This window comes from Miltoncostaea marina (genome assembly GCF_018141525.1).
Lineage (GTDB): Bacteria > Actinomycetota > Thermoleophilia > Miltoncostaeales > Miltoncostaeaceae > Miltoncostaea > Miltoncostaea marina.
Window position 1 is genome coordinate 2451106 of sequence record NZ_CP064655.1, and the last position, 22828, is coordinate 2473933.

At 75.2% G+C, this 22828-nt stretch carries 22 protein-coding genes; 8 read left to right on the plus strand and 14 right to left on the minus strand.

The window, feature by feature from the left end:
- Window positions 1-142 precede the first annotated feature (142 nt).
- Genes ITJ85_RS12445 through ITJ85_RS12460 form a run of 4 tightly spaced genes read right to left on the minus strand, consistent with a single transcriptional unit; the run spans window position 143 to window position 3997 of the window.
- On the minus strand, window positions 143-1093 hold the full coding sequence (locus ITJ85_RS12445; protein ID WP_217913426.1) for a 1-phosphofructokinase family hexose kinase: 951 nt from the start codon (window positions 1091-1093) through the stop codon (window positions 143-145).
- Window positions 1090-2214, minus strand: a complete 1125-nt coding sequence (locus tag ITJ85_RS12450) for a D-alanyl-D-alanine carboxypeptidase family protein (RefSeq protein WP_217913427.1) — start codon at window positions 2212-2214, stop codon at window positions 1090-1092. Before ITJ85_RS12450 ends, ITJ85_RS12445 begins: the two co-directional genes overlap by 4 nt.
- 32 nt (window positions 2215-2246) lie before the next feature.
- Window positions 2247-3086 (minus strand): orotidine-5'-phosphate decarboxylase, encoded by an 840-nt coding sequence (gene pyrF / locus ITJ85_RS12455; RefSeq protein WP_217913428.1) that lies wholly within the window; start codon window positions 3084-3086, stop codon window positions 2247-2249.
- A complete protein-coding gene (locus ITJ85_RS12460; protein ID WP_343233022.1) occupies window positions 3083-3997 on the minus strand; it encodes an AEC family transporter in 915 nt (304 codons plus the stop codon). Before ITJ85_RS12460 ends, pyrF begins: the two co-directional genes overlap by 4 nt.
- A 620-nt stretch (window positions 3998-4617) precedes the next feature.
- On the opposite strand from ITJ85_RS12460, the gene ITJ85_RS12465 reads away from it, so the two are divergent.
- Window positions 4618-5064 carry a PASTA domain-containing protein gene (locus tag ITJ85_RS12465; protein WP_217913430.1) on the plus strand — a complete coding sequence of 149 codons (447 nt, stop codon included), beginning with the start codon at window positions 4618-4620 and terminating at the stop codon, window positions 5062-5064.
- Here ITJ85_RS12465 and ITJ85_RS12470 read toward each other — a convergent pair.
- Genes ITJ85_RS12470 through ITJ85_RS12480 form a run of 3 tightly spaced genes read right to left on the minus strand, consistent with a single transcriptional unit; the run spans window position 5034 to window position 8717 of the window.
- On the minus strand, window positions 5034-6512 hold the full coding sequence (locus ITJ85_RS12470; RefSeq protein WP_217913431.1) for a hypothetical protein: 1479 nt from the start codon (window positions 6510-6512) through the stop codon (window positions 5034-5036). The genes ITJ85_RS12465 and ITJ85_RS12470 overlap by 31 nt on opposite strands.
- Window positions 6490-7128, minus strand: coding sequence for a PilW family protein (locus tag ITJ85_RS12475; RefSeq protein ID WP_217913432.1), 639 nt, complete (start codon window positions 7126-7128; stop codon window positions 6490-6492). The genes ITJ85_RS12470 and ITJ85_RS12475 overlap by 23 nt, the downstream gene beginning before the upstream one ends.
- Entirely contained in the window at window positions 7125-8717 is a 1593-nt protein-coding gene (locus ITJ85_RS12480) for a PulJ/GspJ family protein (protein ID WP_217913433.1), read from the minus strand. The genes ITJ85_RS12475 and ITJ85_RS12480 overlap by 4 nt, the downstream gene beginning before the upstream one ends.
- Before the next feature lie 137 nt (window positions 8718-8854).
- Here ITJ85_RS12480 and ITJ85_RS12485 point away from each other — a divergent pair, with 137 nt between their 5' ends.
- The 5 genes from ITJ85_RS12485 (at window position 8855) to ITJ85_RS12505 (ending at window position 15819) form a co-directional block, all read left to right on the plus strand.
- Window positions 8855-10720 carry a glycoside hydrolase family 15 protein gene (locus ITJ85_RS12485; protein ID WP_217913434.1) on the plus strand — a complete coding sequence of 622 codons (1866 nt, stop codon included), beginning with the start codon at window positions 8855-8857 and terminating at the stop codon, window positions 10718-10720.
- A 165-nt stretch (window positions 10721-10885) separates the two neighbouring features.
- Window positions 10886-11398 carry a hypothetical protein gene (locus ITJ85_RS12490; RefSeq protein ID WP_217913435.1) on the plus strand — a complete coding sequence of 171 codons (513 nt, stop codon included), beginning with the start codon at window positions 10886-10888 and terminating at the stop codon, window positions 11396-11398.
- Window positions 11341-13452: a methyl-accepting chemotaxis protein gene (locus ITJ85_RS12495; protein WP_217913436.1), complete on the plus strand. Its 2112-nt coding sequence runs from the start codon at window positions 11341-11343 to the stop codon at window positions 13450-13452. Before ITJ85_RS12490 ends, ITJ85_RS12495 begins: the two co-directional genes overlap by 58 nt.
- 5 nt (window positions 13453-13457) lie before the next feature.
- Window positions 13458-14411, plus strand: coding sequence for a TerC family protein (locus tag ITJ85_RS12500; RefSeq protein ID WP_217913437.1), 954 nt, complete (start codon window positions 13458-13460; stop codon window positions 14409-14411).
- 61 nt (window positions 14412-14472) lie between these two features.
- Complete coding sequence (locus tag ITJ85_RS12505; RefSeq protein WP_217913438.1) at window positions 14473-15819, plus strand: TrkH family potassium uptake protein; 1347 nt, start codon at window positions 14473-14475, stop codon at window positions 15817-15819.
- A gap of 88 nt (window positions 15820-15907) precedes the next feature.
- Here ITJ85_RS12505 and groL read toward each other — a convergent pair whose 3' ends face one another.
- The 7 genes from groL to rph form a co-directional block, all read right to left on the minus strand.
- Window positions 15908-17554 carry a chaperonin GroEL gene (gene groL, locus ITJ85_RS12510; protein ID WP_217913439.1) on the minus strand — a complete coding sequence of 549 codons (1647 nt, stop codon included), beginning with the start codon at window positions 17552-17554 and terminating at the stop codon, window positions 15908-15910.
- 56 nt (window positions 17555-17610) lie between these two features.
- Complete coding sequence (gene groES, locus ITJ85_RS12515) at window positions 17611-17952, minus strand: co-chaperone GroES (RefSeq protein WP_217913440.1); 342 nt, start codon at window positions 17950-17952, stop codon at window positions 17611-17613.
- Window positions 17953-18099: 147 nt separating this feature from the next.
- The gene (locus ITJ85_RS12520; RefSeq protein WP_217913441.1) at window positions 18100-18429 is read right to left on the minus strand and encodes a hypothetical protein; all 330 of its coding nucleotides are present in this window, start codon (window positions 18427-18429) and stop codon (window positions 18100-18102) included.
- 5 nt (window positions 18430-18434) lie between these two features.
- On the minus strand, window positions 18435-19145 hold the full coding sequence (locus ITJ85_RS12525; RefSeq protein WP_217913442.1) for a hypothetical protein: 711 nt from the start codon (window positions 19143-19145) through the stop codon (window positions 18435-18437).
- Window positions 19142-19882 (minus strand): SDR family NAD(P)-dependent oxidoreductase, encoded by a 741-nt coding sequence (locus ITJ85_RS12530; RefSeq protein WP_217913443.1) that lies wholly within the window; start codon window positions 19880-19882, stop codon window positions 19142-19144. The genes ITJ85_RS12525 and ITJ85_RS12530 overlap by 4 nt, the downstream gene beginning before the upstream one ends.
- The gene (gene rdgB / locus ITJ85_RS12535) at window positions 19879-20454 is read right to left on the minus strand and encodes an RdgB/HAM1 family non-canonical purine NTP pyrophosphatase (RefSeq protein ID WP_217913444.1); all 576 of its coding nucleotides are present in this window, start codon (window positions 20452-20454) and stop codon (window positions 19879-19881) included. The genes ITJ85_RS12530 and rdgB overlap by 4 nt, the downstream gene beginning before the upstream one ends.
- Entirely contained in the window at window positions 20451-21164 is a 714-nt protein-coding gene (gene rph / locus ITJ85_RS12540) for a ribonuclease PH (protein ID WP_217913445.1), read from the minus strand. Before rph ends, rdgB begins: the two co-directional genes overlap by 4 nt.
- A 26-nt stretch (window positions 21165-21190) precedes the next feature.
- Here rph and ITJ85_RS12545 point away from each other — a divergent pair, with 26 nt between their 5' ends.
- Window positions 21191-21958 (plus strand): SIR2 family NAD-dependent protein deacylase, encoded by a 768-nt coding sequence (locus ITJ85_RS12545; RefSeq protein ID WP_217913446.1) that lies wholly within the window; start codon window positions 21191-21193, stop codon window positions 21956-21958.
- Between the two features lie 8 nt (window positions 21959-21966).
- Window positions 21967-22764 (plus strand): SDR family NAD(P)-dependent oxidoreductase, encoded by a 798-nt coding sequence (locus tag ITJ85_RS12550; RefSeq protein WP_217913447.1) that lies wholly within the window; start codon window positions 21967-21969, stop codon window positions 22762-22764.
- Window positions 22765-22828: the final 64 nt, after the last annotated feature.

Genomic DNA, 22828 nt, shown 5'->3' on the forward strand with positions numbered 1-22828 from the left:
CGACCCGCCCCTGAGACGAGACGACCCAGGCCGGCCTGCGCCGCCGCCTGGGTCGGTCACCCCGTGGTACGTGGTTCGGTGCTCACGAAGAATGATCGGACGATTCTAGCGCCGGGCCCGGCCGGGCGCCGGGGGACGCGCGTCACTGGTCGGCCACCACCTCGACCCGCCGCATGAAGGCCTCCACGTCGGCCGGGTCGAACACGCCCGCCCCGAACCGCTGGGTGCTCGCCGCGCCGCAGGCGACGGCCAGCGCGAGCGCCGCCTCGGGGGGCTGGTGGCCGTGGCGCCCGGACAGGTAGCCGGCCAGCATCGCGTCGCCCGAGCCGACGGTCGACACCACGTCCGTGCGCCGCGGCAGGCGCGCGCGGTAGGTGCGCCCGCGCTTGCCGTGCTCGGTGCGGATGCGCGCCACGCAGCCGTCCTCGTGATGGATGAGCGCCGTCTCGGCGCCCATCTGGGTGAGCGTCTCCGCCGCGGCGGCCATGTCGTCCTCGTCGGCGAACTCGTGGCCCACGATCTCCTCGGCCTCGCGCACGTTGGGGCTCACCACGCCGGGCTCGGCGGCGAGCGCCGCGCGCAGGGCGGGCCCCGCCGCGTCGACGGCCACCACCACCTTCTCGCGGCGCAGCTCGCGGGTGAGCTGCTCGTAGTAGTCGGCCGGCACGTCGCGCGGCAGCGAGCCCGCCAGCACCACGATGTCGGCGCCCTTGCACAGGTAGCGCATCTTCTCGTGGAAGAGCTCCAGCTCGGCCGGGAGCACGGACGGGCCCAGCTCGTTGATCTCGGTCTGCGAGCCGGTCGTCGGGTCGATCACGGCGGTGCTGGTGCGCGACTCCTCGGCGATCCGCACGAAGTCGTTGAGGATGCCCTCGCCCGTGAGCTCCTCGATGATGTAGGTCCCCACCCGCCCGCCGGCCATGCCGGTGGCGATGACCGGCTGGCCGAGGCGCTTGAGGGCCCGCGCCACGTTGACACCCTTGCCGCCCGGCAGCCGCAGCGAGGCGTCCGCGCGGTGGCGGTTGCCGATGTTGAAGTTGGGCACGCGCACCGTGCGGTCGAGCGCCGCGTTGAGGGTCACCGTGACGATCACGGCAGCAGCGACTCCACGCCGGCCCGCAGGCGGTCGAGGAACCCGGGCTCCGCGGCACCGCGCACGGCGACGAGGTCGCGCCGCCCGACCACGCGGCCGCCCTGGCGCATGGTGATCGTGCCGATCACCTCGCCCGCGCTGACCGGCGCCCGCACCTCGGTGGGCGCCACGATCGTCTCGGTGAGCGGCTGCCCCAGCCGGATCGGCGCGCTCAGCGGGCGGTCGGGCCGGTAGGGCACCCGCACCCCGGGCGCGTCGTCGACCGGCGCCTCGCCCACGATCGCGCCGGCCGGCAGCAGCGTCGCGCGCGCGTACTGGGCGAAGCCCCAGTCCAGCAGTCGCTTCGTGTCCTGCGCGCGCTGCTCGCCGGAGGGCGAGCCGATCATCGCCGCGTAGAGCGTCACCCCGAGCGCCGGGCGCCGCGAGCGGGCGACGATCGCATAGCCGGCGTCGTTGGTCATGCCGGTCTTGACCCCGTCCGCGCCCGGGTCCAGGTCGAGCAGCAGGTTCTCCGACACCAGCTCGCGCACGCCGGCGCCCCGCGGCCCGGGGATGGTGGCCCGGCGGGAGGCGACGATCGCGCGGAAGACCGGGTCGCGCATGGCGACGCGGCCCAGGCGGATGAGGTCGGACACGCTCGAATGATGCCCCGGCGCGTCGAGTCCATGCGCGTTGTGGAAGCGGGTGTGCGCGAGCCCCATCCGCCGGGCCCGCGCGTTCATGAGCTCCACGAAGGCCGCCTCCGAGCCCGCCACGCCCTGGGCGAGGGTCAGGCCGGCGTCGTTGCCGCTCGCCACGAGCAGGCCGGTGAGCAGGTCGCGCACCGACAGCCGCTCACCCGCGACCAGCCCGGCGCTGGAGCCCCCGATCTCGACCGCCGCCCGCGGGACCGTGTACTCCTCGTCGAGGCCGGCCTCGTCCAGGACGACCAGCGCGGTCATGATCTTCGTCGTGCTCGCCATCGCCAGCTCCCGGTCGGGGGCGCGCTGGGCCAGCGTCTCGCCCGTCCTCGGGTTGACGAGGATATAGGCGGCCGCGGCGACCTCCGGAGCGGGCGCGGCGGCGGCGGGGGCGGCGACCACCGACGCGAGCACGACGATGATCGCGAGCCGGCGCAGCACGGCCGCGATCCTAGCCCCCCGCGCCGGCGCGCTCATCCCGCGACCGGCCCCTCCCCCTCCTCGAACGCCGTCCAGAGCGCCGCGCGCAGCTCCTCGGCCGCCCGGCGGGGGCGCTCGGCGAAGATGATCGAGCGGCTCGCGGAGACGAGCGCGCCGGCGGCGCGGCCGCCGAACGCCGGGCCGAGGTCCTCCGGGCGGCCGCCCTGCGCGCCCACGCCCGGGATCAGCAGCGGCTGGTGCGGCATCAGCTCGCGCAGCGCCGCGAGCCGCTCGGGGACGGTCGCGCCGACCACCGCGCCGAGCGCGGAGAGCCCGGACGCGTCGACGCTCGGCGCGCCCCACTCGGCCACCTTGCGCGCGACGGCCTCGTGCCACAGCCCGCCGCCCGCCAGGGGGAGGTCCTGCAGCTCGGCCGCCCCCGGGTTGGAGGTGCGCACGAGCGCGAACAGGCCGCGGCCGCCGGCCGTCGCGGCCTCGATGAACGGCGCGACGGCGTCGCCGCCGAGCGAGGGGTTGATCGTGAGGGCGTCGATCGGCGGCCGCAGGAAGGCCTCGGCGTAGGCGCGGCTGGTGACGTCCACGTCGCCGCGCTTGGCGTCGGCGATCACGAGCAGGCCGGCGTCGGCGGCGGCGGTCGCCACCCGCTCGAACGCCTCCCACCCCGCGGTGCCGAAGCGCTCGAAGGTGGCGAGCTGGATCTTGGCGGCCACGCACGCCGGCCCGGCCGCGGCGATCGCCCGCCGGCAGAACGCGCGCGCGCCCTCGGCGCCGCCCGGCACGCGCCGCGGGTCGGGGTCGAGGCCCAGCACCACCTGGCTCGCGCGCGTCTCGACGGCCGCCGCCAGCCGCGCGCCGAACGGGGTCGCGCTCACAGCAGCAGCTCCCGCCACGCGGGCAGCGTGAGGGTGGCGAGGAGCGTGGTCACGACCACCGCACCGGCGAGGACGTCGGTGCGCAGGCCTTCGCGTGCGCCGATCACGAGCGACATCATGGCGGTCGGCATGGCCGCCATGATGACGACCGTGTGCAGGACGTCACCCTCGAGGCCCAGGGCGAGGGCGATCCCGTAGCCGATCACGGCCGCCAGGCCGAGCTTCACGACCACCACGAAGGTCAGCTCGCCCCACAGCCGCGCCAGCCCGCGCCCCTCGATCATGAGCCCGGCGTAGACCATCGTCAGCGGCAGGGTGGCCGCCCCCAGGATCTCGAAGGGCCGCTCGGCGGCCGCGCTCAGCTCGACGCCGGCCAGGTTCACCGCGAGGCCGGCGACGAGGGCCCAGTTGGGCGGCAGCATCAGGGAGCGCACCACCTGGCGGCGGTCGATGCGGGGGCCCTCCTCCACCCGCCCGTAGGCGGAGGCGATCGCGACCGTCGAGGTCCAGGTGAGGATCCCGGTGGCCAGCGAGTCGTACATCACCGCCGCCGCCTGCGAGAAGCCGTCGCCCGAGGCGGCGATCAGCGGCAGGCCGAAGAACCCGGTGTTGCCCACCGCGGTCGCCACGATCAGGGCCCCCGACCGCGGCCGCTCCATGCCCCATACGCGCGTCGCGCCGGCCGCCAGCAGCAGCAGCGCGGCGTGGATCGCGAGGCCCGCCACCGGCACGAGCAGGAGCGTGCCGTCGAGGTCGGCGCGGGCCAGGATCAGGAAGACCAGCGCCGGCAGGGTGAGGTGGATCACCACCCGCACCAGCAGCGGCCCGTCCTCGCGGCGCAGGACCCCCGCCCGGCGCGCCACCGCGCCGGCGAGGATGACGACGAGGGCCGCGAAGGTGGTCTCGGTCAGGGCCGGCCCCGCGTCACGGCGGCGAGGCTACCAGCGGCGGCCCGGGACGCCGGCCGGCCCCGCGAACGCGGCGCGCCCCGGCGCGGGCGCGGGGCTCGCCGCCCACTTGGGCGATCGGCGTCCGCCCAAGTGAGCAGACCCGCCAACGGCCTGCGGATCATCATCGGAACGCCCCCCCTCGGCCCCGGTGCCGCCCGCGGCCGGTTCCGTCCGCGAGGCCCCCGCTCACTTGGGCGATCGGCGTCCGCCCAAGTGAGCAGCCCCGCCGACGGCCTGCGGATCGCGGTCGGAACGCCCCCCCGGCGGACCACGGGGCCCCGGTTGCCGCCGGCGGCCGGTTCCGTCCGCGAGGCCCCCGCTCACTTGGGCGATCGGCGTCCGCCCAAGTGAGCAGACCCGCCGACGGCCTGCGGATCGCGGTCGGAACGCCCCCCCGGCCGCGGCGCACCCTCGTGCCGGCCGAGCAGCCCGGGCCGTACGGGCCCCGCCTCGCCCCAGGGGGTACCGCCGGCCGGGGGCCCGACGCGGAGGGACGGGACGGGATCCCACGCGGGCTCCCGCGGCGGGGGCGAAGAGCGCGGCGGCGGTACGCTCCGCGCCCCGTCCGTCGAGGAGGCCCCATGTCACGCGCCGCAGCCCGAGCCCTCGCCGCGATCATCGCCGTCCCGGTCGCGGTCACGCTCGCCGCGGGCTGCTCGTCGGACGGCGGCGGCGACGCCGGCCCCGACGACGCTCCGCCGCCGGCGGAGCGGGTCGCCGTGCCCGACGTGGCCGGCCTGACCCCCGCCGCGGCGGTGGAGCTCATCTGCGACGCCGGCCTGACGGTCGGCGCGGTCGAGGTGGTCGCCCGCACGCCGGAGGTCCGCGGGCGCGCCGGGCGGGCGGGCGCCCGGATGCGCGTCCGCTCCACGACCCCCGCGGCGGGGGTCGCGCTGCCGGCGGGCCACTTCGTCGACCTCGGCGTCGCGGTGCCGCGCAACGCGGCGATCGTCGTGCGGGCGGCGTGCGACCCGGCCGCGGCGCCCGCGCCCGGCGATCAGGAGGGCGGCAGGACCTCCCGCCAGTAGTACGTCTCCCAGGAGCCCTCGATGACCGGGTACAGGTACGGCCGGAGGCGCTGGAGGGTCTCGTCGTAGCGGTACTCCCGCTCCTGGAACTGGGTCGCGTAGCCGCCGTCGGCGGTGGTCTGCGAGCCGATGTAGACCATCTCGCGGTGGGGGTTCGTCGAGCGCGGCTGGCTGCGGTAGGTGCGCCACTGGCCCGACTGGGCGAGCGTCGCGGCGCGGAAGGTCAGGTAGACCGGCGCGTACTCGGCGATCACGACCTCGTTGGCGGCGATCAGCCCCAGCACGTTGTTGCCGTCGGCGGCGTAGGAGATGTTGCCGCCCACGTAGACGTTGCCCTTGCTGGCGATCGTCACGTTGCCCTTCACGACGGAGTGGCGCGCGCCGCTCGTGGCCCGGCAGACGTCCTGGATGCCGAGGCCGTCCGAGACGATCACCGACTGCTCGAAGTACATCGCGGTCTGGGCGCCGAGCGTCTTGGTGGGCTCGCACTCGAGGCGGCTGATCGTGGCGCCCGGGTCGGAGGTGTTGGTCACCCGCCAGACGCGCGCGCGGCCGTCGCCGAGGAACTGCACCAGCCAGGCGTTGGCGCCCGAGTTGTTGAAGTAGGTGCCGGTGGCCTCGGCGGCCGCGCGGATGTCGAGGCGGGTCTGCGTGAACCGGTTGAAGTCGATCGGGGTCGGGAAGCGCGACCGGAACGACGGCGTCGTGGTCGAGTCGTAGGCGCCGCCGCGGTAGACCGACGAGGGCCGGTACGAGCCGCTGCAGTTGCTGCTCGTCGAGCAGACGTAGCGCTGGGCGTAGGCGGCCGCCTCGGCGATGCCCTGGTGGTTGATGTCGACCGCCGAGTAGAGCTTGCCGGTGGTGCGGGCGTTGTCGCCGTAGCGGATGGTCGCGTTGGAGATCATCTGGAAGTCGGCGATCGACGACGGGCGCACCTGCGCCTGCACCGACCGGGTCACCGGGCTCGGCCGGCCGCGGCCCGCCTGGGCGGTCGACTGCACGGTCACGAGGTCCGGGCTGCCCGCCGCCGGCGGCACGATGCGCAGCGAGTAGGCCGCCTCGCCGTAGCGCGAGTCCTGCAGCTTCACCCACGTCCTCGACGCCCCGGCCTGGTACGTCCAGGTCGTGTACGCCGGGTTCCAGGCGCTGCCCGGCTGGTGGACGACGCCGTTCGGCGCGACGCGCGGGTCCTCGGCGCGGTCGACGTAGTGCAGGTAGTAGAGACGGTCCTCCACCAGCCGCGAGATGTAGGTGTTGACGCCGGCGTCGGCGGCCTGCAGGGCGATGTCGGCCCGCGACTCGCGGGCGGTCTGGGTCGTGCCGCTGCGCGCCAACGACAGGCTCGCGAGCACCAGCAGGGCGAGCACCGCGGTCAGCGTGATGACCGTGATGAGGCTCGCGCCCCGCTGGCCCCGGCGGGGCCGCCTAGGCGTTGCGGAGTGCGACATCGGTGCTCAGCTCCAGGGTCGAGGTCGTGCCCCCGCTGCGCTGGCCCACGACCAGGCGCACCGCGATGCGGCCGACCTCGCGCAGTTGCGCGGCGCTCGGGGTGGCGGGGAGCGGGTCGCCGGCGCCGGTCGCGGCGGCGAAGACCGGCGTGGCGCCGTTCTGCACCGGGGCGAGCATCGTCTGCCGGCCGGTGTACGCGTTGTAGGTGAACGGCGCGCTCGCGCCGACGGGCGCGGCCGACTCGCGGACGAGCCGGCCCGACACGACCGCCCAGCGCACCTTGTGCGGCCGCGGCGTGGTGGCCGTGAGCGCCCGCGAGGGGTCGACGTACATCACGAGCTCGGTCGGGCTGAGCAGCACGACCGGGCTGGTGAGCCCGTCGTCCGGGCTGATCGCCTGGCGCGCCTCGCGCACGAGGCGGGCCAGCGCGGTGCGGCCGTCGGCCTGCGCGCGCGCCTGCGACTCGTGCGTGCGGGTGGCGTCGACGCCCGAGAAGAAGAAGGCGAACAGCCCGGTGGCGAAGATCGAGGCGAGGATCATCGCCACGAGCAGCTCGGTGAGGCTGAACCCGCCCTGGTCGCGCAGCCGGCCGCGGATGCGGGCCCGCGCGGTCACGGGACGTAGTACGGGGTCATGGTGCTGGCGGTGGCGCGCACCGTCCTGCCGGAGCTCCAGGTGGGCGTGCCGCCCGAGAAGCCCGTCGCGACGTAGGCGACGTAGTCGCCGGCCGCCAGGTTGGTGAAGTCGGCGTAGCCGATGTACGGGGTGAGCCCGTACCAGTAGGTGCGGCTGTTGGTCGTCTGCGACTGGTCGTAGGTGCCGCTCAGCGAGCGCAGCCGCACGAGCTTGCCGCTCGAGCCCGCCGCCAGCCGGATCGTCGCGTTGCCCGGCGTCGGCGTGAGGTACATCGTGATCGGGGTCGTCTGGTTCTGGCCGACCGACGCCAGGATGGAGCCTTGGCCGTAGCCCGGCTTGGTGGCCGAGACGACGTAGTTGGCGTTGCCCGAGGGCGGCACGCAGACCCGCACCCGGCCCTGGGCGTCGGTCGTGCGCGTGATCGGCGCGATGTTCGCGCCCCCGCCGGAGATCGTGACGTCGGCGTCGGGCAGGGCCGGGTTCGGCGCCGCGGAGCTGCGGACGACCACCTCGATGTAGCCGCTCGCTTCGCGGGTGAGCGAGAAGGCGAACGTCTCGAGCGTGTTGCCCGGGTAGCCCGTCGGGACCGGCCGCTTGATGGTGCCCGGCCGGTAGCAGTCGACCTCGGCGGTCACCGTGAACTCGCTGAGGCTCGGCATGATCGGCCGGCCGGCCAGGCCCGAGAAGCGGAACAGGCCGGTGGTGCCGGTCTGGCCGGCGCTGATCACGTCCGGGCCGGGGGTCGTCACCGTCACCTCGGACGTCTCGGTGATGAGCTGCCCGGTGGCGGCGTCGCGCACCTGCACGTCGATCGTCGCCTTCTTGAACACCCGCAGCGTGGTGGTCCAGGTCTGCGAGGCGGCGAGGTGCTGCTGGACGACGTCGGGGGTGCTGTCGGCCGCGGGCACCCACGGGTCGGGCAGCCCCACCGACAGCCGGTACCTGTGCTTGGGGTCGCTCGAGGAGATCGCGCTCGGCTCCAGGCCGGCGAACACCACCGTGCCGTCGGCGTCGGTCGAGCGGGTCTGGGTGGGCGAGGTGCTGCCGTCGGCAGTGACCGGCACGCCGGGCAGCGGCTGCTCGGTGACGGCGTCGATCACGGTGGCGACGATCGTCGACTTGCCGGCGATGGCGCCGAACGAGGGCGGGGCGACGAGCGTCGTCTGGGTCACCGCCCTGGCGTTCGCGACCTGCGGCGTGACGGTGGCCGTGACCTTCTTGTAGTTGACGTACGTCCTCGGTTGGCCGAGGGCCGCGTCGTCGACGTAGCGCACGTCCATGGTCGTGCGGTAGGCCACCCTGCCGACGGTCTGGTCGGTCGTGGCCGCGATCTCGCCCGGCGGGCTGCCGCCCTGGATGCCGACGTCCTCGTAGGGCATCGCGTGGGCCCGGTCGAGCGCCGCGGCGGCGATCTTGCTCGCCGTCGTGTCGAGCTTCGAGCGCGCGATGGAGGCGCTCGTCATCCCGATGCCCTGGGCGATGCCGCCCGCGACGATCGCGAGGATCATGATCCCCACGAGGATCTCGATGTACGAGAAGCCCGCCTGTCGCGCTCGGGATGGGGTCACGCGGTGGTCCTCCTCCGGCAGGGGCCCTCCCCGCCGCGGCCGGGCCGGCGGTCGAGGGCATCCCCCCATCGGCGGCGGCGCGACCCGACTTGACCGCCGCGCGTACGATCCGCCGCGCGCCGGGCACTACCCCGGTGATGACGGTCCACGAGCAGCGCCCCCCGGGCGCCGGGCGGGCACGGGTGCTCCACGAGCCGGGATGGGGCTCGCCGGGCGAGCCGCGCTACCTGCCGATCGAGGGCCACGGCCTGATCGGCGACCTGCGCACCGCGGCGCTCGTCGGCCGCGACGGCACGATCGACTGGTTCTGCCCCGGCCGCTTCGACGCGCCGAGCATGTTCGCCGCCGTCCTCGATGCCGACCGGGGCGGCGCCTTCCGGGTGGCGCCCCCGGCGCCCTGCGCGAGCAAGCAGCTCTACCTGCCCGACACGGCGATCCTGCTGACCCGGTTCTTCACGCCGGGAGGGGTGGCCGAGCTGACCGACTTCATGCCGGTCGGGCTCGAGCCCTGCGCCCTCGTGCGCCGGGTGGACGTCGTGCGCGGCGCGGTGGAGTTCCGGATGTCCTGCCGGCCCGGCTTCGACTACGCCCGCCGCTCGCACCGGGTGCACCTCGCCCACCCCCGGCTGGCCCGCTTCACCGCCGAGGGCGGGCGCACCAGCGAGCTGTCGTCCGGGGTGCCGCTGGAGCCGGCCGGCGCGGCGGCCGAGGCCCGCTTCCGGCTGCGCGCAGGCGAGCGCACCTGGTTCGTGCTCCAGCCCGGCGGCTCGGGCGAGCGCTGGAGCGACGAGGCCGTCGCGCGCCTGCTCGACCACAACCGCGACGCCTGGCGCCGCTGGCTGGCCCACGGCACCTACGACGGCCGCTGGCGCGAGATGGTCCAGCGCTCGGCGATCACGCTCAAGCTGTGCACGTACGACCCGACCGGCGCGATGATCGCCGCGCCCACCACCAGCCTGCCCGAGGCGGTCGGCGGCCGGCGCAACTGGGACTACCGCTACGCCTGGCTGCGCGACTCGGCGTTCACCGCCTTCGCCTTCCAGCGCCTCGGCCACCACGAGGAGGCCCGCCGCTTCGCCCACTGGCTCGAGCGGCGCTGCCGCGAGACCGACCGCGCCGATCCCCAGCTGCAGATCGTCTACGACGTCGACGGCGGCCGCGACCTCGCCGAGGTCGAGCTGCCCCACCTGGAGGGGTACCGCGGCTCGCGGCCGGTGCGGATCGGCAACGGCGCCCACCGGCAGCTGCAGCTGGACGTCTACGGCGAGCTGATGGACGCCGTCTACCTGTCCGACAAGGAGGAGCCCATCTCGTGGGACCTCTGGACGAGCCTGCGCCGCCTGCTCGACTGGCTGGCCGGCAACTGGCAGCGGCCCGACGAGGGCATCTGGGAGGTCCGCGGGGGACCGCGCGACTTCGTCTACTCGCGGCTCATGTGCTGGGTGGCCTTCGAGCGCGCGATGCGGATGCAGCGCCGCCGCGGCCTGCCCGCCGACACGGCGCGCTGGCGCGCGGTGCGGGACGCGATCTACGAGGAGATCATGGAGCGCGGCTGGAGCGAGGAGCGGCGCGCGTTCGTCCAGTACTACGGCGGCACCGTGCTCGACGCGAGCAACCTGCTGATGCCGCTCGTCAAGTTCATCGGCCCGCGCGACCCGCGCATGCTGGCCACGCTGGCGGCGGTCGAGCGCGACCTGGTGTCCGACAGCCTCGTCTACCGCTACGACCCGGGCGACGTGGACGACGGTCTGGACGGCAGCCGCGAGGGCTCGTTCTCGCTCTGCTCGTTCTGGCTGGTGGAGTGCCTCACCCGGGCGGGCCGCCTCGACGACGCCCGGCTGGTCTTCGAGAAGATGCTGACCTACGCCAACCCGGTGGGCCTCTTCGCCGAGCAGGTCGGCGACTCGGGCGAGGCGCTCGGCAACTTTCCGCAGGCCTTCACCCACCTCGGCCTCATCTCGGCCGCCTGGGACCTCGACCGGGCCCTCGGCCGCGGCGCCTGAGCACCCCGGCGCGGAGGTCATCGACCGCGCGGTCGACGACGACCTGACATGTAGACGGTATCCGCGCCGGGCCGGGGACGCCGGCGGCGCACGCGGGCCGCAGGATGCGGCCCCCATACACGGGACGGCAGGTCCTCCATGCGACGCCGACTCGGAGCCCTGCGGGTGCGCACGCGCCTGCTCGGCGGCCTCGGGGTCGTCGCGCTGCGGCTCGTCGTGGTCGCCGCGCTGGCGGTGACCACCCTGCGCTCGCTCGACGCCCGGACCGGCCATACGATCGACAGGTGCATCGAGCCGCTCGGGCTGGTCGGGCGCTCCACGACCCTGATCCAGGACGACCGGGCGCTCTCCGCGCTCCACCTCCACGTACACGACGGTGACCCGGCCGCCCAGGACGAGATCGCCGAGGAGATCGCGGCGAACACCGAGGAGATCCGGGAGATCTCGGACGCGCTCTCCGCGCTCCCCCTCGACCAGAGCTCCCGGGACGCGCTGGCCGCGACGGGGGAGATCCTCGCGCCATGCATCGAGATCGGCCGCGCCGCGGTCGAGCGCTCGCGCGCCGAGAGGTCCCCGGTGCGGAGGACCGCAGCGCGTCGCGCGGGATCTTCACCGGGACGATGCTCCCCCTCGTCCCCCGGCTCGACACGGGGCTCGACGACGTCACGGCCGAGGTGATCGCCGACGCGGACGCCGAGGCGGACGAGTCGCAGGCCATGGCCGGCTCGTCGGTCACGCTGCTGCTGGGCGTCGGGATGCTGGCGCTGCTGGCCGCTGCCGGCCTGGCGCTCCCCATCAGCCGCTCGATCACCGCCCCGCTGGGCGCGCTCGTGCGCCGGCCGCGCGAGATCGCGGACGGCGACGGCGACCTCACCGCGCGGGTGGACGAGTCGAGCCGCGACGAGCTCGGCGACGTCGGCCGGGCGTTCAACCGCTTCGCCGGACGGATCCAGGACATCGTGCGCCGGGTGGCCGAGCGGGCCACGAGCCTCGCCTCGACGTCCGAGGAGCTGGCCCGGGCCGCCGACGAGACCGGGCGCGCCGTGGGCGAGATCGCCTCGACGATGGAGGGCGTGGCCAGCGGGTCGGCCGACCAGGCCCACGGCACCGGCCGGGTGGCCGAGCACATCGCCGAGATCGGGCGCCGCGCCGCCGGCGCCGCCGAGGGCGCCGGGCGCGCCGCGGGCGCGGCCTCCGAGGCCGACCGGCGCGCCGCCGACGGCGTCGCCTCGGCCGCCGCCGCGGCGGCCGCCATGGACGAGGTGGCCGCGGGCACCCGCGAGGTGAGCGCCGCCATCGAGCAGCTCGCGGCCCGCTCGGAGGAGATCGGGCGGATCGTGGTGACGATCACGGAGATCGCCGACCAGACGAACCTGCTCGCGCTGAACGCGGCCATCGAGGCCGCCCGCGCGGGCGACGCCGGCCGCGGCTTCGCGGTGGTCGCGGACGAGGTGCGCAAGCTCGCCGAGGGCGCGCAGGAGGCCGCCGGCTCCATCGCCGGGCTGATCGGGCAGATCCGCACCGACACCGGCTCCGCGGTCGACGCCATGGCCGCCGGCAGCGCGTCGGTGCGGGCCGGCCAGGAACGCGCCGGCCTGGCCGGCGAGGCCTTCCGGGCGATCCGCGACGAGATCGCGCGGGCCTCCGCCGAGGTGAGCGAGGTCGCCACCGCCTCGCAGCAGCTCGTGGCGGCGGTCGCGGAGGTGCAGGAGGCCGTCGCCGGCGTCGCGGCGGTGTCGGACAGCACGCGGCCGCCGCCGAGGAGGTCTGGGCCGGCACGCGGCGGACCTCGGCCTCGGTGGAGGAGGTCTCCGCCTCGGCGCAGGAGCTGTCGCGCGCGGCGGTCGCGCTGGCCGAGCTGGTCGGCCGCTTCCGCTGCTGACCGCGACGCCCGCCCCCGGCCCGCGCGCGGGCTGGGGGCGGGCGCACCGTCAGCCCACCAGGCTGCGGTAGCGCGGCGTGGTGCGGTAGCCCACCGGCAGCGGCTCGGCGAGCCCGAGCGCCGACAGGCGCCGCACCCTCCGCGTGAGCCGCGGCAGGTCCTCGCCGAGCTCGGCGGCCAGGTCGGCCGCGCGGCGGCCGGGCGCCCGGTCGATGGCGTCGAGCAGCCGCTCGGTCCACGGGCCGGAGGCGCTGGCGCGGTCCAGGCGCGCCAGGGCCCCGCGCAGCCGCCACGACTCGTCGGGCGTGGCCACCGGCCGCTCGCGCAGCGCGCGCCGCGGGTCCTCCCCCGCCAGGCGGAAGCGCACCCGGTAGAGCCGGCGCCCCGGGCCCGGGGCGAGGGTGCGCAGCACCGCGGCCGGGTGCGGGTGGCCGGCGCGGCGGGCGTCCTCGTCGGTGATCTCGGCCGCCCTGATGGGGTCGACCGCCTCGATGAGGAGCACGCCGAGGGGCGTGCGCAGCATGCCGCCGGCGCGCACGGTGGGGCGCGCCCAGCAGCGGAAGGCCAGGGTGACGGTGCCCTCCCGCACCCCCCGGTGCAGCGCGTGGGGCAGGATCACGGCGTCGGGGCGCTCGGCGCCATGGCCGACCATACGACGGCGCGCGGCGGGCGCGCCAGCGCGCCGCCGGGGGCGCGGGCGTGGGCGTGCGCCCGACCGGGTATCCTGGGCGCGGCAGAGGGGAGTATCCCTCCGGCGCGCCGTCGTCACTCCGGCCCACGGGCCCGGCGGCGCGGGGCCCTCGCGGCCCGGGAGAGACCTCTGGCGGATGACGACGTCTGCCGGAGGTGATGACCATGGCGGTCCCCCTGTGGGCCTGGGGCGCGGTGATCGCGTTCACGCTGGCCCTGCTCGCGCTCGACCTGTTCGTGCTGCACCGCGAGGCGCACGAGGTGACGCTCCGCGAGGCGGCCTGGATGAGCGGCCTCTACGCCGCCGCCGGGCTCGGCTTCGGGGCGGTGGTGTGGGCCTGGCGCGGCCCCGAGGCCGGCGGCGAGTACCTCGCCGGCTACCTGATCGAGAAGAGCCTCTCGGTCGACAACATCTTCGTCTTCGCGCTGATCTTCAGCTACTTCGGCATCCCGGCGAGGTACCAGCACCGGGTGCTGTTCTGGGGCGTGATCGGCGCGATCGCGTTCCGGGCGCTGTTCATCGCGCTCGGCGCCGCCCTGCTGGACAACGTGGACTGGATCGTCTACGTGTTCGGCGCGTTCCTGGTCTACACGGGCGTCCGCATGGCCCGCGGGCACACGGTCGAGGTGCACCCCGACCGCAACCCGGTGATCCGGCTGATGCGGCGCCTGGTCCCGGTGACCGGCGAGCTGCGCGGGCAGCGCTTCCTGCTGCGCGAGGGCGGGCGCTGGGTGGCGACGCCGCTGCTGGCGGCCCTGGTGATGGTCGAGACGATGGACGTCGTGTTCGCCGTCGACTCGGTGCCGGCGATCTTCGCGATCACCGACGACGTCTTCATCGTCTTCACGGCGAACGTGTTCGCCATCCTGGGCCTGCGGGCGCTCTACTTCCTGCTGGCCGGGACCATCCCCCGCTTCGCCTACCTGCAGCTCGGCCTGGCGCTGGTGCTGGTGTTCGTCGGCGCGAAGATGTTCCTCACCGACGTCGGCAAGCTGCCGGTCTGGATCTCGCTCGGGGTGATCGCGGCGATCATCGGCGCGAGCGTGGCCGCCTCGCTGTGGACGGCGCGCCGCGACCGGGGCGGCGCCCCGCCGGCGGCGGGGGCCGGGGCCGCGTGACGGGGCCGCGGGGGTAGCATGCCCGCGCCACGTCTGCGCCCACCCAGATCGGCGCCCCCGGGTGATCATCCGCCGGGGTCGCGCCCGCATCCCCGGCCACCCGGCCCGAGCGGTGGTCGGCGCCTTCCTGGCCGCGATCCTGGCCGGCGCCGGGCTGCTCTGCATACCGGCCGCGTCGCACGCCCCGGGCAGCCCGCCCTTCGAGGCGGCGCTGTTCACGGCGACGTCGGCGGTCACGGTGACCGGCCTCGCCACCGTCGACACCGCGACCTTCTGGACGCCCTTCGGCCAGCTCGTGATCCTCGTGCTGATCCAGCTCGGCGGGCTCGGGATCGTGACGAGCGCCTCCCTGCTCATCCTCGTCGCCTCCGACCGGCTTGGCCTGCGGCGGCGGCTCGCCGCCCAGGCCGAGACCCAGGCGATGCCGGTGCACGACATCAGGCGGGTGATCGTCACCATCGTCGTGCTGAGCGCGGCCTTCGAGGCGGTGGCGACGGCCGTGCTGACGACGGATCTCTGGCTGCGCGGACAGCCGTTCGCGACGGCGCTCTGGGAGGGGGCGTTCCACGCCGTGTCCGCCTTCAACAACGCGGGGTTCTCGCTGTACTCGGACGGCTTGGTCGGGGTGGCGGCCGACGCCTGGTTCCTGGCGACGGTCGCCGTGGCCGTGATCGCCGGCGGCCTGGGGTTCCCGGTGTGGATGGACCTCGCGCGGCGGCCGCGCGAGCCGGGCCGGTGGTCCCTGCACACCAAGCTCACCCTCGCCACCACGGCGGCGCTGCTCGTGATCGGCACCGTGGTGCTCACGGCGATCGAGTGGGGCAACGAGCGGACGCTCGGCGCGATGCCGGCGTCCGAGCGGCTGCTCAACGGCGTCTTCGCCGGCGTCACGCCGCGCACGGCCGGGTTCAACTCGATCGACTACGGCGAGGCGGACCCCTCGGCGCTGCTCGTGACGGACATGCTGATGTTCGCGGGCGGCGGGAGCGGCAGCACGGCCGGCGGCCTCAAGGTCACCACGCTCGCCATCCTGTTCCTCGTCGTGTGGGCGGAGCTGCGGGGCGACCGCGAGCCGAGCGCCTTCGGGCGGCGCATCCCCGTCGTGTCGGCGCGGCAGGCGCTGACGGTGGCCGTGCTCTCGATCAACCTCGTGGTCCTGGCGACGGTGGCGCTCATGCTCACCAACGGCCTGGAGCTGTCGGCGGCGCTGTTCGAGGCGGTGTCGGCGTTCGCCACGGTCGGCCTCAGCACCGGCGTGACGCCCGACCTGGACCTCGCGGGGCAGTTCATCCTCATGCCGCTGATGCTGATCGGGCGGGTGGGCCCCGTGACGCTGTTCGTGGCCCTCGTGCTGCGCGAGCGGCGGCTGCTCTACAGCCGTCCGGAGGAGCGGCCCCTCGTCGGCTGACCGCGCCGTCGACGGCCACGGGCGGCCCCGGAGGGCCGCCCGTGGTGGACGTGCGTGCGGCGCGGTCGCGGGCGGGGCCCGCGGCCGGCTACATCATCCCGCCGCCCATGCCCATGCCGCCCATGTTCGGCGACATCTGCATCCCGCCGCCGCCGGCGCCGCCCTCCTCGGGCTTGTCGGCGACGACGGCCTCGGTCGTGATGATGTTCTTCGCGATCGAGGCGGCGTTCTGGAGGGCCGAGCGGGTGACCATGGCCGGGTCGATGATGCCGGCCTTGACCAGGTCCACGTACTCGCCGGTGTCGACGTTGAGGCCCTGGCCGTCCTTCTTCTCCTTGATCTGGCCGACCACCACCGAGCCCTCCAGGCCGGCGTTCTCGGCCAGCTGGCGCAGCGGCTCCTCCAGCGCCCGGCGCACGATGGCGGCGCCGGTGGCCTCGTCGCCGGACAGCTCCAGCGCGTCGAGGGCCGGGATGGCGTTGACCAGCACCACCCCGCCGCCGGGCACGATGCCCTCCTCGAGGGCCGCCCGGGTCGCCTGCAGGGCGTCCTCGACGCGGTGCTTGCGCTCCTTCATCTCGGTCTCGGTGGCGGCGCCGACCTTCACCACCGCCACGCCGCCGGCCAGCTTGGCCAGGCGCTCCTGCAGCTTCTCGCGGTCGAAGTCCGAGTCGGTGGTCTCGATCTCGGCCTTGATCTGCTTGATGCGGCCCTTGATCTCCTCGGCGTCGCCGGCGCCGTCGATGATCGTGGTGGCGTCCTTGGAGATCACCACCCGGCGGGCGCGGCCCAGCTGGGCGACCTGGGTGTTGGCGAGCTTGAGGCCCATCTCCTCGGCGATCACCTCGCCGCCGGTCAGGATGGCGATGTCCTCGAGCATCCGCTTGCGCCGGTCGCCGAAGCCGGGGGCCTTCACGGCGATGCCGGTGAAGGTGCCGCGCAGCTTGTTGACGATCAGGGTGGCGAGGGCCTCGCCCTCGACGTCCTCGGCGATGATCAGCAGCGGCCGGCCCTGGCCGATCACCTGCTCGAGCAGCGGCAGGATGTCCTGGACGCTGGAGATCTTGCCGCCGTGGATCAGCAGGAAGGGGTCGTCCAGGACGGCCTCCATGCGGTCCTGGTCGGTGACCATGTAGGGGCTCATGTAGCCGCGGTCGAACTGCATGCCCTCGGTGAACTCGAGGTCCATGCCGAAGGTCTGGCCCTCCTCGACGTTGACCACGCCGTCCTTGCCGACCTTCTCGATGGCGTCGGCGATCACGTCGCCGATCGCCCGGTCGCGGCTGGAGATGGTCGCCACCCGGGCGATGTCCTCCTTGCCGGCGATCTCCTTGGCGCGCGAGGCGATGTCGGCCACGACGGCCTCGACGGCGGCCTCGATGCCGCGCTTGAGGCCCATCGGGTTGGCGCCCGCGGCCACGTTCTTGAGGCCCTCGCGCACGATCGCCTGGGCCAGCACGGTGGCGGTGGTGGTGCCGTCGCCGGCCACGTCGTTGGTGGCCGTGGCCACCTCGCGCACCAGCTGGGCGCCCTGGTTCTCGAAGACGTCCTCGATCTCGATCTCGCGCGCGATCGTGACGCCGTCGTTGGTGATCGTGGGCGCGCCGAACTTCTTGTCGAGGACCACGTAGCGGCCCTTGGGGCCGAGGGTCACCTTGACCGCGTCGGCCAGGGTGTTGACCCCGCGCTCGAGGGCGCGCCGGGCGTCCTCGTCGAACTTGAGCAGCTTTGCCATCTCTGGCCAGTCTCCTTCGGGTCGTCCGGGAACTGTCGGGTGGCGCCGGGCGGCGCCTACTTCTTCTTGGCGGCCTTGCGCGAGGCGGTGCGCTTCGCGGGCGCCGACGGCTCGTCGGCGATGCGCGCGAGGATGTCGTGCTCCGAGAGGATGAGGACGTCCTCGCCCTCGAGCTTCACCTCGGTGCCGCCGTACTTCGAGTAGACGACGATGTCGCCCTCCTTGACGTCGAGCGCGATGCGCTCGCCGTCGGCCCAGCGACCCTCGCCCACGGCGAGCACCTCGCCGCGCTGGGGCTTCTCCTTCGCGGTGTCCGGCAGCACGATGCCGCTCGAGGTCACCTCGTCCTGCTCCACGGCCTTGACGATCACGCGATCGCCCAGGGGCTTGAGGTTCATCGGCCCTCCCGGGGTCGAGTACTGGCTCACAGGGGACGGACGCGCGTCTCGAGGACGTCCCGGCCCGTGCTTGGCACTCGTCGCACGAGAGTGCCAAGCGGCAGGTTACCGGACGGCCCGCGCGCCCGCCACGGGGCGCCCGGGGCGTTACAGGGCGGCGAGCACCGGGCCGGGGCCGCCCTCGCCGGGCCGCACCACGACCCACCAGGCGTAGAAGCCCTCGCCCTCGTCCGAGGCGATCGCCGCCGCGGGCGCGGGGGCCGCGGCGGGGTCGGTCTCGAACAGCCGCAGCGCCACCGACCGGGCGTCGAGGCCCTCGACGCCCCACCGGCCCAGGGCGAGCGCGACGCCCTCGCCGGGGCTCGCGCCGCCGCCGGCCACCAGCGCGCCGCAGCTCGGGCACTCGCCGCCGCCGGCGGCGATCGCGGGCGTGGCGTCCCCCCGGCACAGGGGGCACGTGAGGGTGCGGCCGGCCACCGGGGTCAGAGCGCGAGGGGCAGGATCAGCGAGAGCAGCGCGACGAGGGCGACGCCGGCGGCGCCGAGCGGCGGCCCGTGCGCGCCGCGCAGCCGCCAGACGGCCAGGGCCGCCAGCGCGCCCGCCACGCCGGCGACCACGATCAGCGCCACCTGGGCCGGCTCGGCCAGGTCGCGCGACAGGCCCACGCCGGCGAGCACGGCGGTGAGGCCGCAGCCGAGCGGCACCGACTCGATGCCCTCGGGGTCGGGGCGGCGCAGGCGCAGCGCCTCGTCGCCCAGCCAGAGGCCGATGAGCAGGTTCCACGCCGCGAGCACCAGCGTCGTGGTGGGGCGGTCGGCCGAGTCGTCCCCGAACCAGTCGAACGCCAGCCACAGGCCCACGATCAGGCCGAGGGCGGCGAGCGCGGCCAGCGGCGGCCACGCGAGGCGGAGCGCGTCGCGCTGCGGCTCGTCCAGCCGGTCGGCGGCCGGGATCGGGACGTGCCCCGGGCTCACCACCCGTCCGGCGGCGGCGAGGCGGCGCAGGGCCACGAGGCCGACGACGAACACCACCAGCCCGGCGGCGGCCCCGATGCCGAGCGCCGGCCACGCGGCGTCGGCGGGCTTCGCGCCCCCGACGCGGATGAGGTTGTACGCCACCACCCACCCCACCAGCAGGCAGCCGACGAGCCAGGAGGCGACCCGCGAGGCGGGCGGCGTGGAGCCCGTGGTCACGGGCGCACCAGCCGGCCGCCGTCCACCACGAGGGTGTGCCCCGTGACGTAGGGCGCCTCGAGCAGGTAGCGCATCGCCCCGGCGACGTCCCCGGGGGTGCCGACGCGCCCGAGCACGGCCTTCTCGCTGGAGCGCCGGGTGGCCGCCTCCGACGAGCCGTCGGGCATCAGCACGGTGCCGGGCGCGATGGCGTTGACCGTCACCGCGGGCGCCAGCTCCTGGGCCAGGCAGCGCGTCAGCATCACCATCCCCGCCTTGGCGACCGAGTGGGCCGTGAAGCGCGGCCACGGCTCGAGGCCGGCCACGTCCGAGAGGTTGACGATGCGGCCCCAGCCGGCGGCGGCCATCGCCGGCGCCGCCGCCTGGGCCAGCATGAACGGCGCCTTCAGGTTGACCGACAGGACGAGGTCCATCTCGTCCTCGCTCACGTCCTCGAAGGCACGGGGCAGGAAGTTGGAGGCGGAGTTGACGAGCACGTCGACCCCGCCGAGGGCCTCCTGCGCCGCGGCCACGAGCGCGCGGCAGGCGGCGGCCGTGCCGAGGTCGGCCTGCAACACCACGGCGCGGACGCCGGCCTCGCGGCACTCCGCCGCCGTGGCCTCGGCGTCGGCCTCGGAGGCGCGGTGGTGGATCGCCAGGTCGATGCCCATCGCGGCCAGCTCGAGGCTGAGGGCCCGGCCCACGCGACGGGAGCCCCCCGTGATCAGCGCCCTGCGCCCCGCCAGCGGCGAGCTCACGCCGGCTCGTCCAGCAGCGCGGCCATGCGGCGGGCGGCGCGCCCGCGGTGGGAGATCGCCGCCTTCTCCTCGCGGGTCATCTCGGCCATGGAGCGGTCCTCGCCCTCGGGCAGGAAGACCGGGTCGTAGCCGAAGCCGCCGGCGCCCCGCATGGCCGGCGCGATGCGCCCGGGGCAGCTCCCGCTCGCGACGAGCATCGAGCCGTCCGCCCGCAGCCCGACCAGCACGCAGACGAACGCGGCGGCGCGGTCGTCGACCCCCTCCAGCTCCTCGAGCAGGCGGCGGCAGTTGTCGGCGTAGGTGGCGTCTGGCCCGGCGTAGCGGGCGCTGAACACGCCGGGCCGGCCGCCGAGCGCGTGCACCACCAGGCCGGTGTCGTCGGCCAGCACCACGCTGTCGTCGTCGATCCGCTCGCGCAGCGCCCGGGCCTTGAGCCAGGCGTTCTGGAACAGGGTGACGCCGGTCTCCTCCACGTCGAAGCCCTCGGGCGCCGCCGCGACCTCGCGCGGCGCGAGCAGCGGGCGCAGCTCGGCCACCTTGTCGGCGTTGCCGGTGGCGAGCACGACCCTCACGCCACCGCCGCCAGCTGCGCGTCGGTGAGCCGCCGGATGCCGCCCTCGGCCAGGTCCAGCAGCGCGTCGAGCTCCTCGCGGGAGAACGTCTGGCCCTCGGCCGTCGCCTGCACCTCCACGAGGCGTCCCTGCCCGGTCATCACCACGTTCATGTCCGACTCGGCCCGCGAGTCCTCGGCGTAGGGCAGGTCGAGCAGCGCCCGCCCGTCGACCATGCCGACGCTCACCGCCGCGATCGAGTCGCGCAGCGGCAGGGCGGGGATCGTCCCCGCGGCCACGAGCCCGTCGAGCGCCAGCCGCAGCGCCACCCAGGCGCCGCAGATCGACGCGCAGCGCGTGCCGCCGTCGGCCTGCAGCACGTCGCAATCGAGCCAGACGGTGCGCTCGCCGAGCGCCTCCATGTCGACCACCGCGCGCACCGAGCGGCCGATGAGCCGCTGGATCTCCGTGGTGCGTCCGTCCAGGCGCCCGCGCGAGATGTCGCGGGCCTTGCGCTGGCCGGTCGACGCCGGGAGCATCGAGTACTCGGCCGTCACCCAGCCGCGGCCGCGGCCGCGCATCCAGGCCGGCACGGCCTCCTCGACCGAGGCGGTGCAGATCACGCGCGTCGCCCCCTGCGAGATCAGCGCGCTCCCGTGGGCGGTCGCGACGAAGCCGGGGAGGATCTCGGTCGGGCGCAGCTCGTCCGGGCGTCGTCCGTCGGCTCGCATCCGGCGCAGCTTAGTAGCCTTGGCCGATGACCGACGGACCCGAGCGCCTGGCACGCCTCCTCGCCGGGGCCGAGCACGCCGTGGTGCTGACCGGCGCCGGCATCTCCACCGAGAGCGGCATCCCGGACTTCCGCTCGGCCGGCGGCGTCTGGGAGGAGTTCGACCCGATGGAGGTCGCCTCCATGCCGACCTTCCTCACCGACCCGACGCGCTTCTGGCGCTTCCACCGCCCGCGCATCGACATGCTGTCGGGGGTGGCGCCCAACGCCGGCCACGAGGTGGTGGCCGAGTTCGAGCGGCGCGGCGTCGTGAAGGCGGTCGTCACCCAGAACATCGATCGCCTCCACGCGAAGGCCGGCAGCCGCGAGCTCATCGAGGTGCACGGCTCGCTCGAGCGCGGGGTCTGCCTGCGCTGCGACGCCCGAGTGAGCGGCGACGAGCTGACCGCCCGGGCCGACGCCGCCGACGACGGGGTGCCGCGCTGCAGCGCCTGCGGCTTCCAGCTCAAGAGCGGGGTGGTCCTGTTCGGCGAACCGCTGCCGGCCGACGCGATCGAGGCCGCCTACGCCCACGCCGAGCGCGCCGACGTGATGCTGGTGGTCGGCAGCTCGCTGCTGGTGGCGCCGGTCAGCCAGCTGCCGGGCATCGTGGTCGGCAACGGCGGGGCGCTCGCGATCCTCACCGAGAGCGAGACGCCGTACGACGCGCAGGCCACCCTGCGGATGCACGGCCGCGCCGGCGAGGAGCTCACCCGCACGCTGCGGGCGCTCGACGCCCTGGCGGGCGGCGCGTAGGGGCGCCGGTGCGCATCGACCTCAGCGGCCGCACGGCGCTCGTCACCGGCTCCACGGCGGGCATCGGCGCCGCCGTCGCGCTCGGGCTGGCGGGCGCCGGCGCCGCGGTCGTGGTCAACGGACGCGACCAGGAGCGCGCCGAGCGGGTGGCGGGGATCATCGGCGGGCAGCACGGGGTGCGCGAGGACGTGCGCGCGGTGGCCGGCGACGTCGGCACGGCCGAGGGCTGCGCGGCGATCGTGGCGGCGGTCCCCCGGGTCGACATCCTCGTCAACAACGCGGGCGTCTTCCGCCCCACGCCGGTGTTCGAGATCCCCGACGAGGACTGGCTGCGCACCTTCGAGGTCAACGTGATGGCCGGGGTGCGCCTCGCCCGCGCCTACGTCCCCGGCATGGTGGAGCGCGGCTGGGGCAGGGTGATCTTCATCTCGTCGGAGTCGGCGGTGCAGATCCCGGCCGAGATGGTCCACTACGGCATGACGAAGACCGCCCAGCTCGCCGTGGCCCGCGGCATGGCCGAGTCGGTGCCGGCGAGCGGCGTGACGATCAACAGCGTGCTGCCCGGCCCCACCCTCACGGAGGGCTTCCGGGCGATGTTCGAGGAGCAGGGCGTCACCGGCGACGACGAGGTCGAGCGCGCCGGCCGCGAGTTCATCCGGGAGCACCGCCCCACCTCGCTGCTCGGCCGCCTCGCCACCCCCGAGGAGGTGGCGAACCTCGTCGTCTACCTCGCCTCCGACCAGGCCTCGGCCACGACCGGCTCGGCGCTGCGGGTAGACGGCGGCGTGGTGCGCGGCATCCCCTAGGTCGGCTCGGCGCCGGCGGACGCCGGCTGGTGGACCATCCGGAGACGATCATCCACACTCGTCC

Coding starts and splice junctions, on each gene's coding strand:
- ITJ85_RS12465 (WP_217913430.1), top strand. CDS start 4,618: ATGTCACGCGCCGCAGCCCGAGCCCTCGCCGCGATCATCGCCGTCCCG.
- ITJ85_RS12470 (WP_217913431.1), bottom strand. CDS start 6,512: ATGTCGCACTCCGCAACGCCTAGGCGGCCCCGCCGGGGCCAGCGGGGC.
- ITJ85_RS12485 (WP_217913434.1), top strand. CDS start 8,855: ATGACGGTCCACGAGCAGCGCCCCCCGGGCGCCGGGCGGGCACGGGTG.
- ITJ85_RS12495 (WP_217913436.1), top strand. CDS start 11,341: ATGCTCCCCCTCGTCCCCCGGCTCGACACGGGGCTCGACGACGTCACG.
- ITJ85_RS12500 (WP_217913437.1), top strand. CDS start 13,458: ATGGCGGTCCCCCTGTGGGCCTGGGGCGCGGTGATCGCGTTCACGCTG.
- groL (WP_217913439.1), bottom strand. CDS start 17,554: ATGGCAAAGCTGCTCAAGTTCGACGAGGACGCCCGGCGCGCCCTCGAG.
- groES (WP_217913440.1), bottom strand. CDS start 17,952: ATGAACCTCAAGCCCCTGGGCGATCGCGTGATCGTCAAGGCCGTGGAG.
- rph (WP_217913445.1), bottom strand. CDS start 21,164: ATGCGAGCCGACGGACGACGCCCGGACGAGCTGCGCCCGACCGAGATC.
- ITJ85_RS12545 (WP_217913446.1), top strand. CDS start 21,191: ATGACCGACGGACCCGAGCGCCTGGCACGCCTCCTCGCCGGGGCCGAG.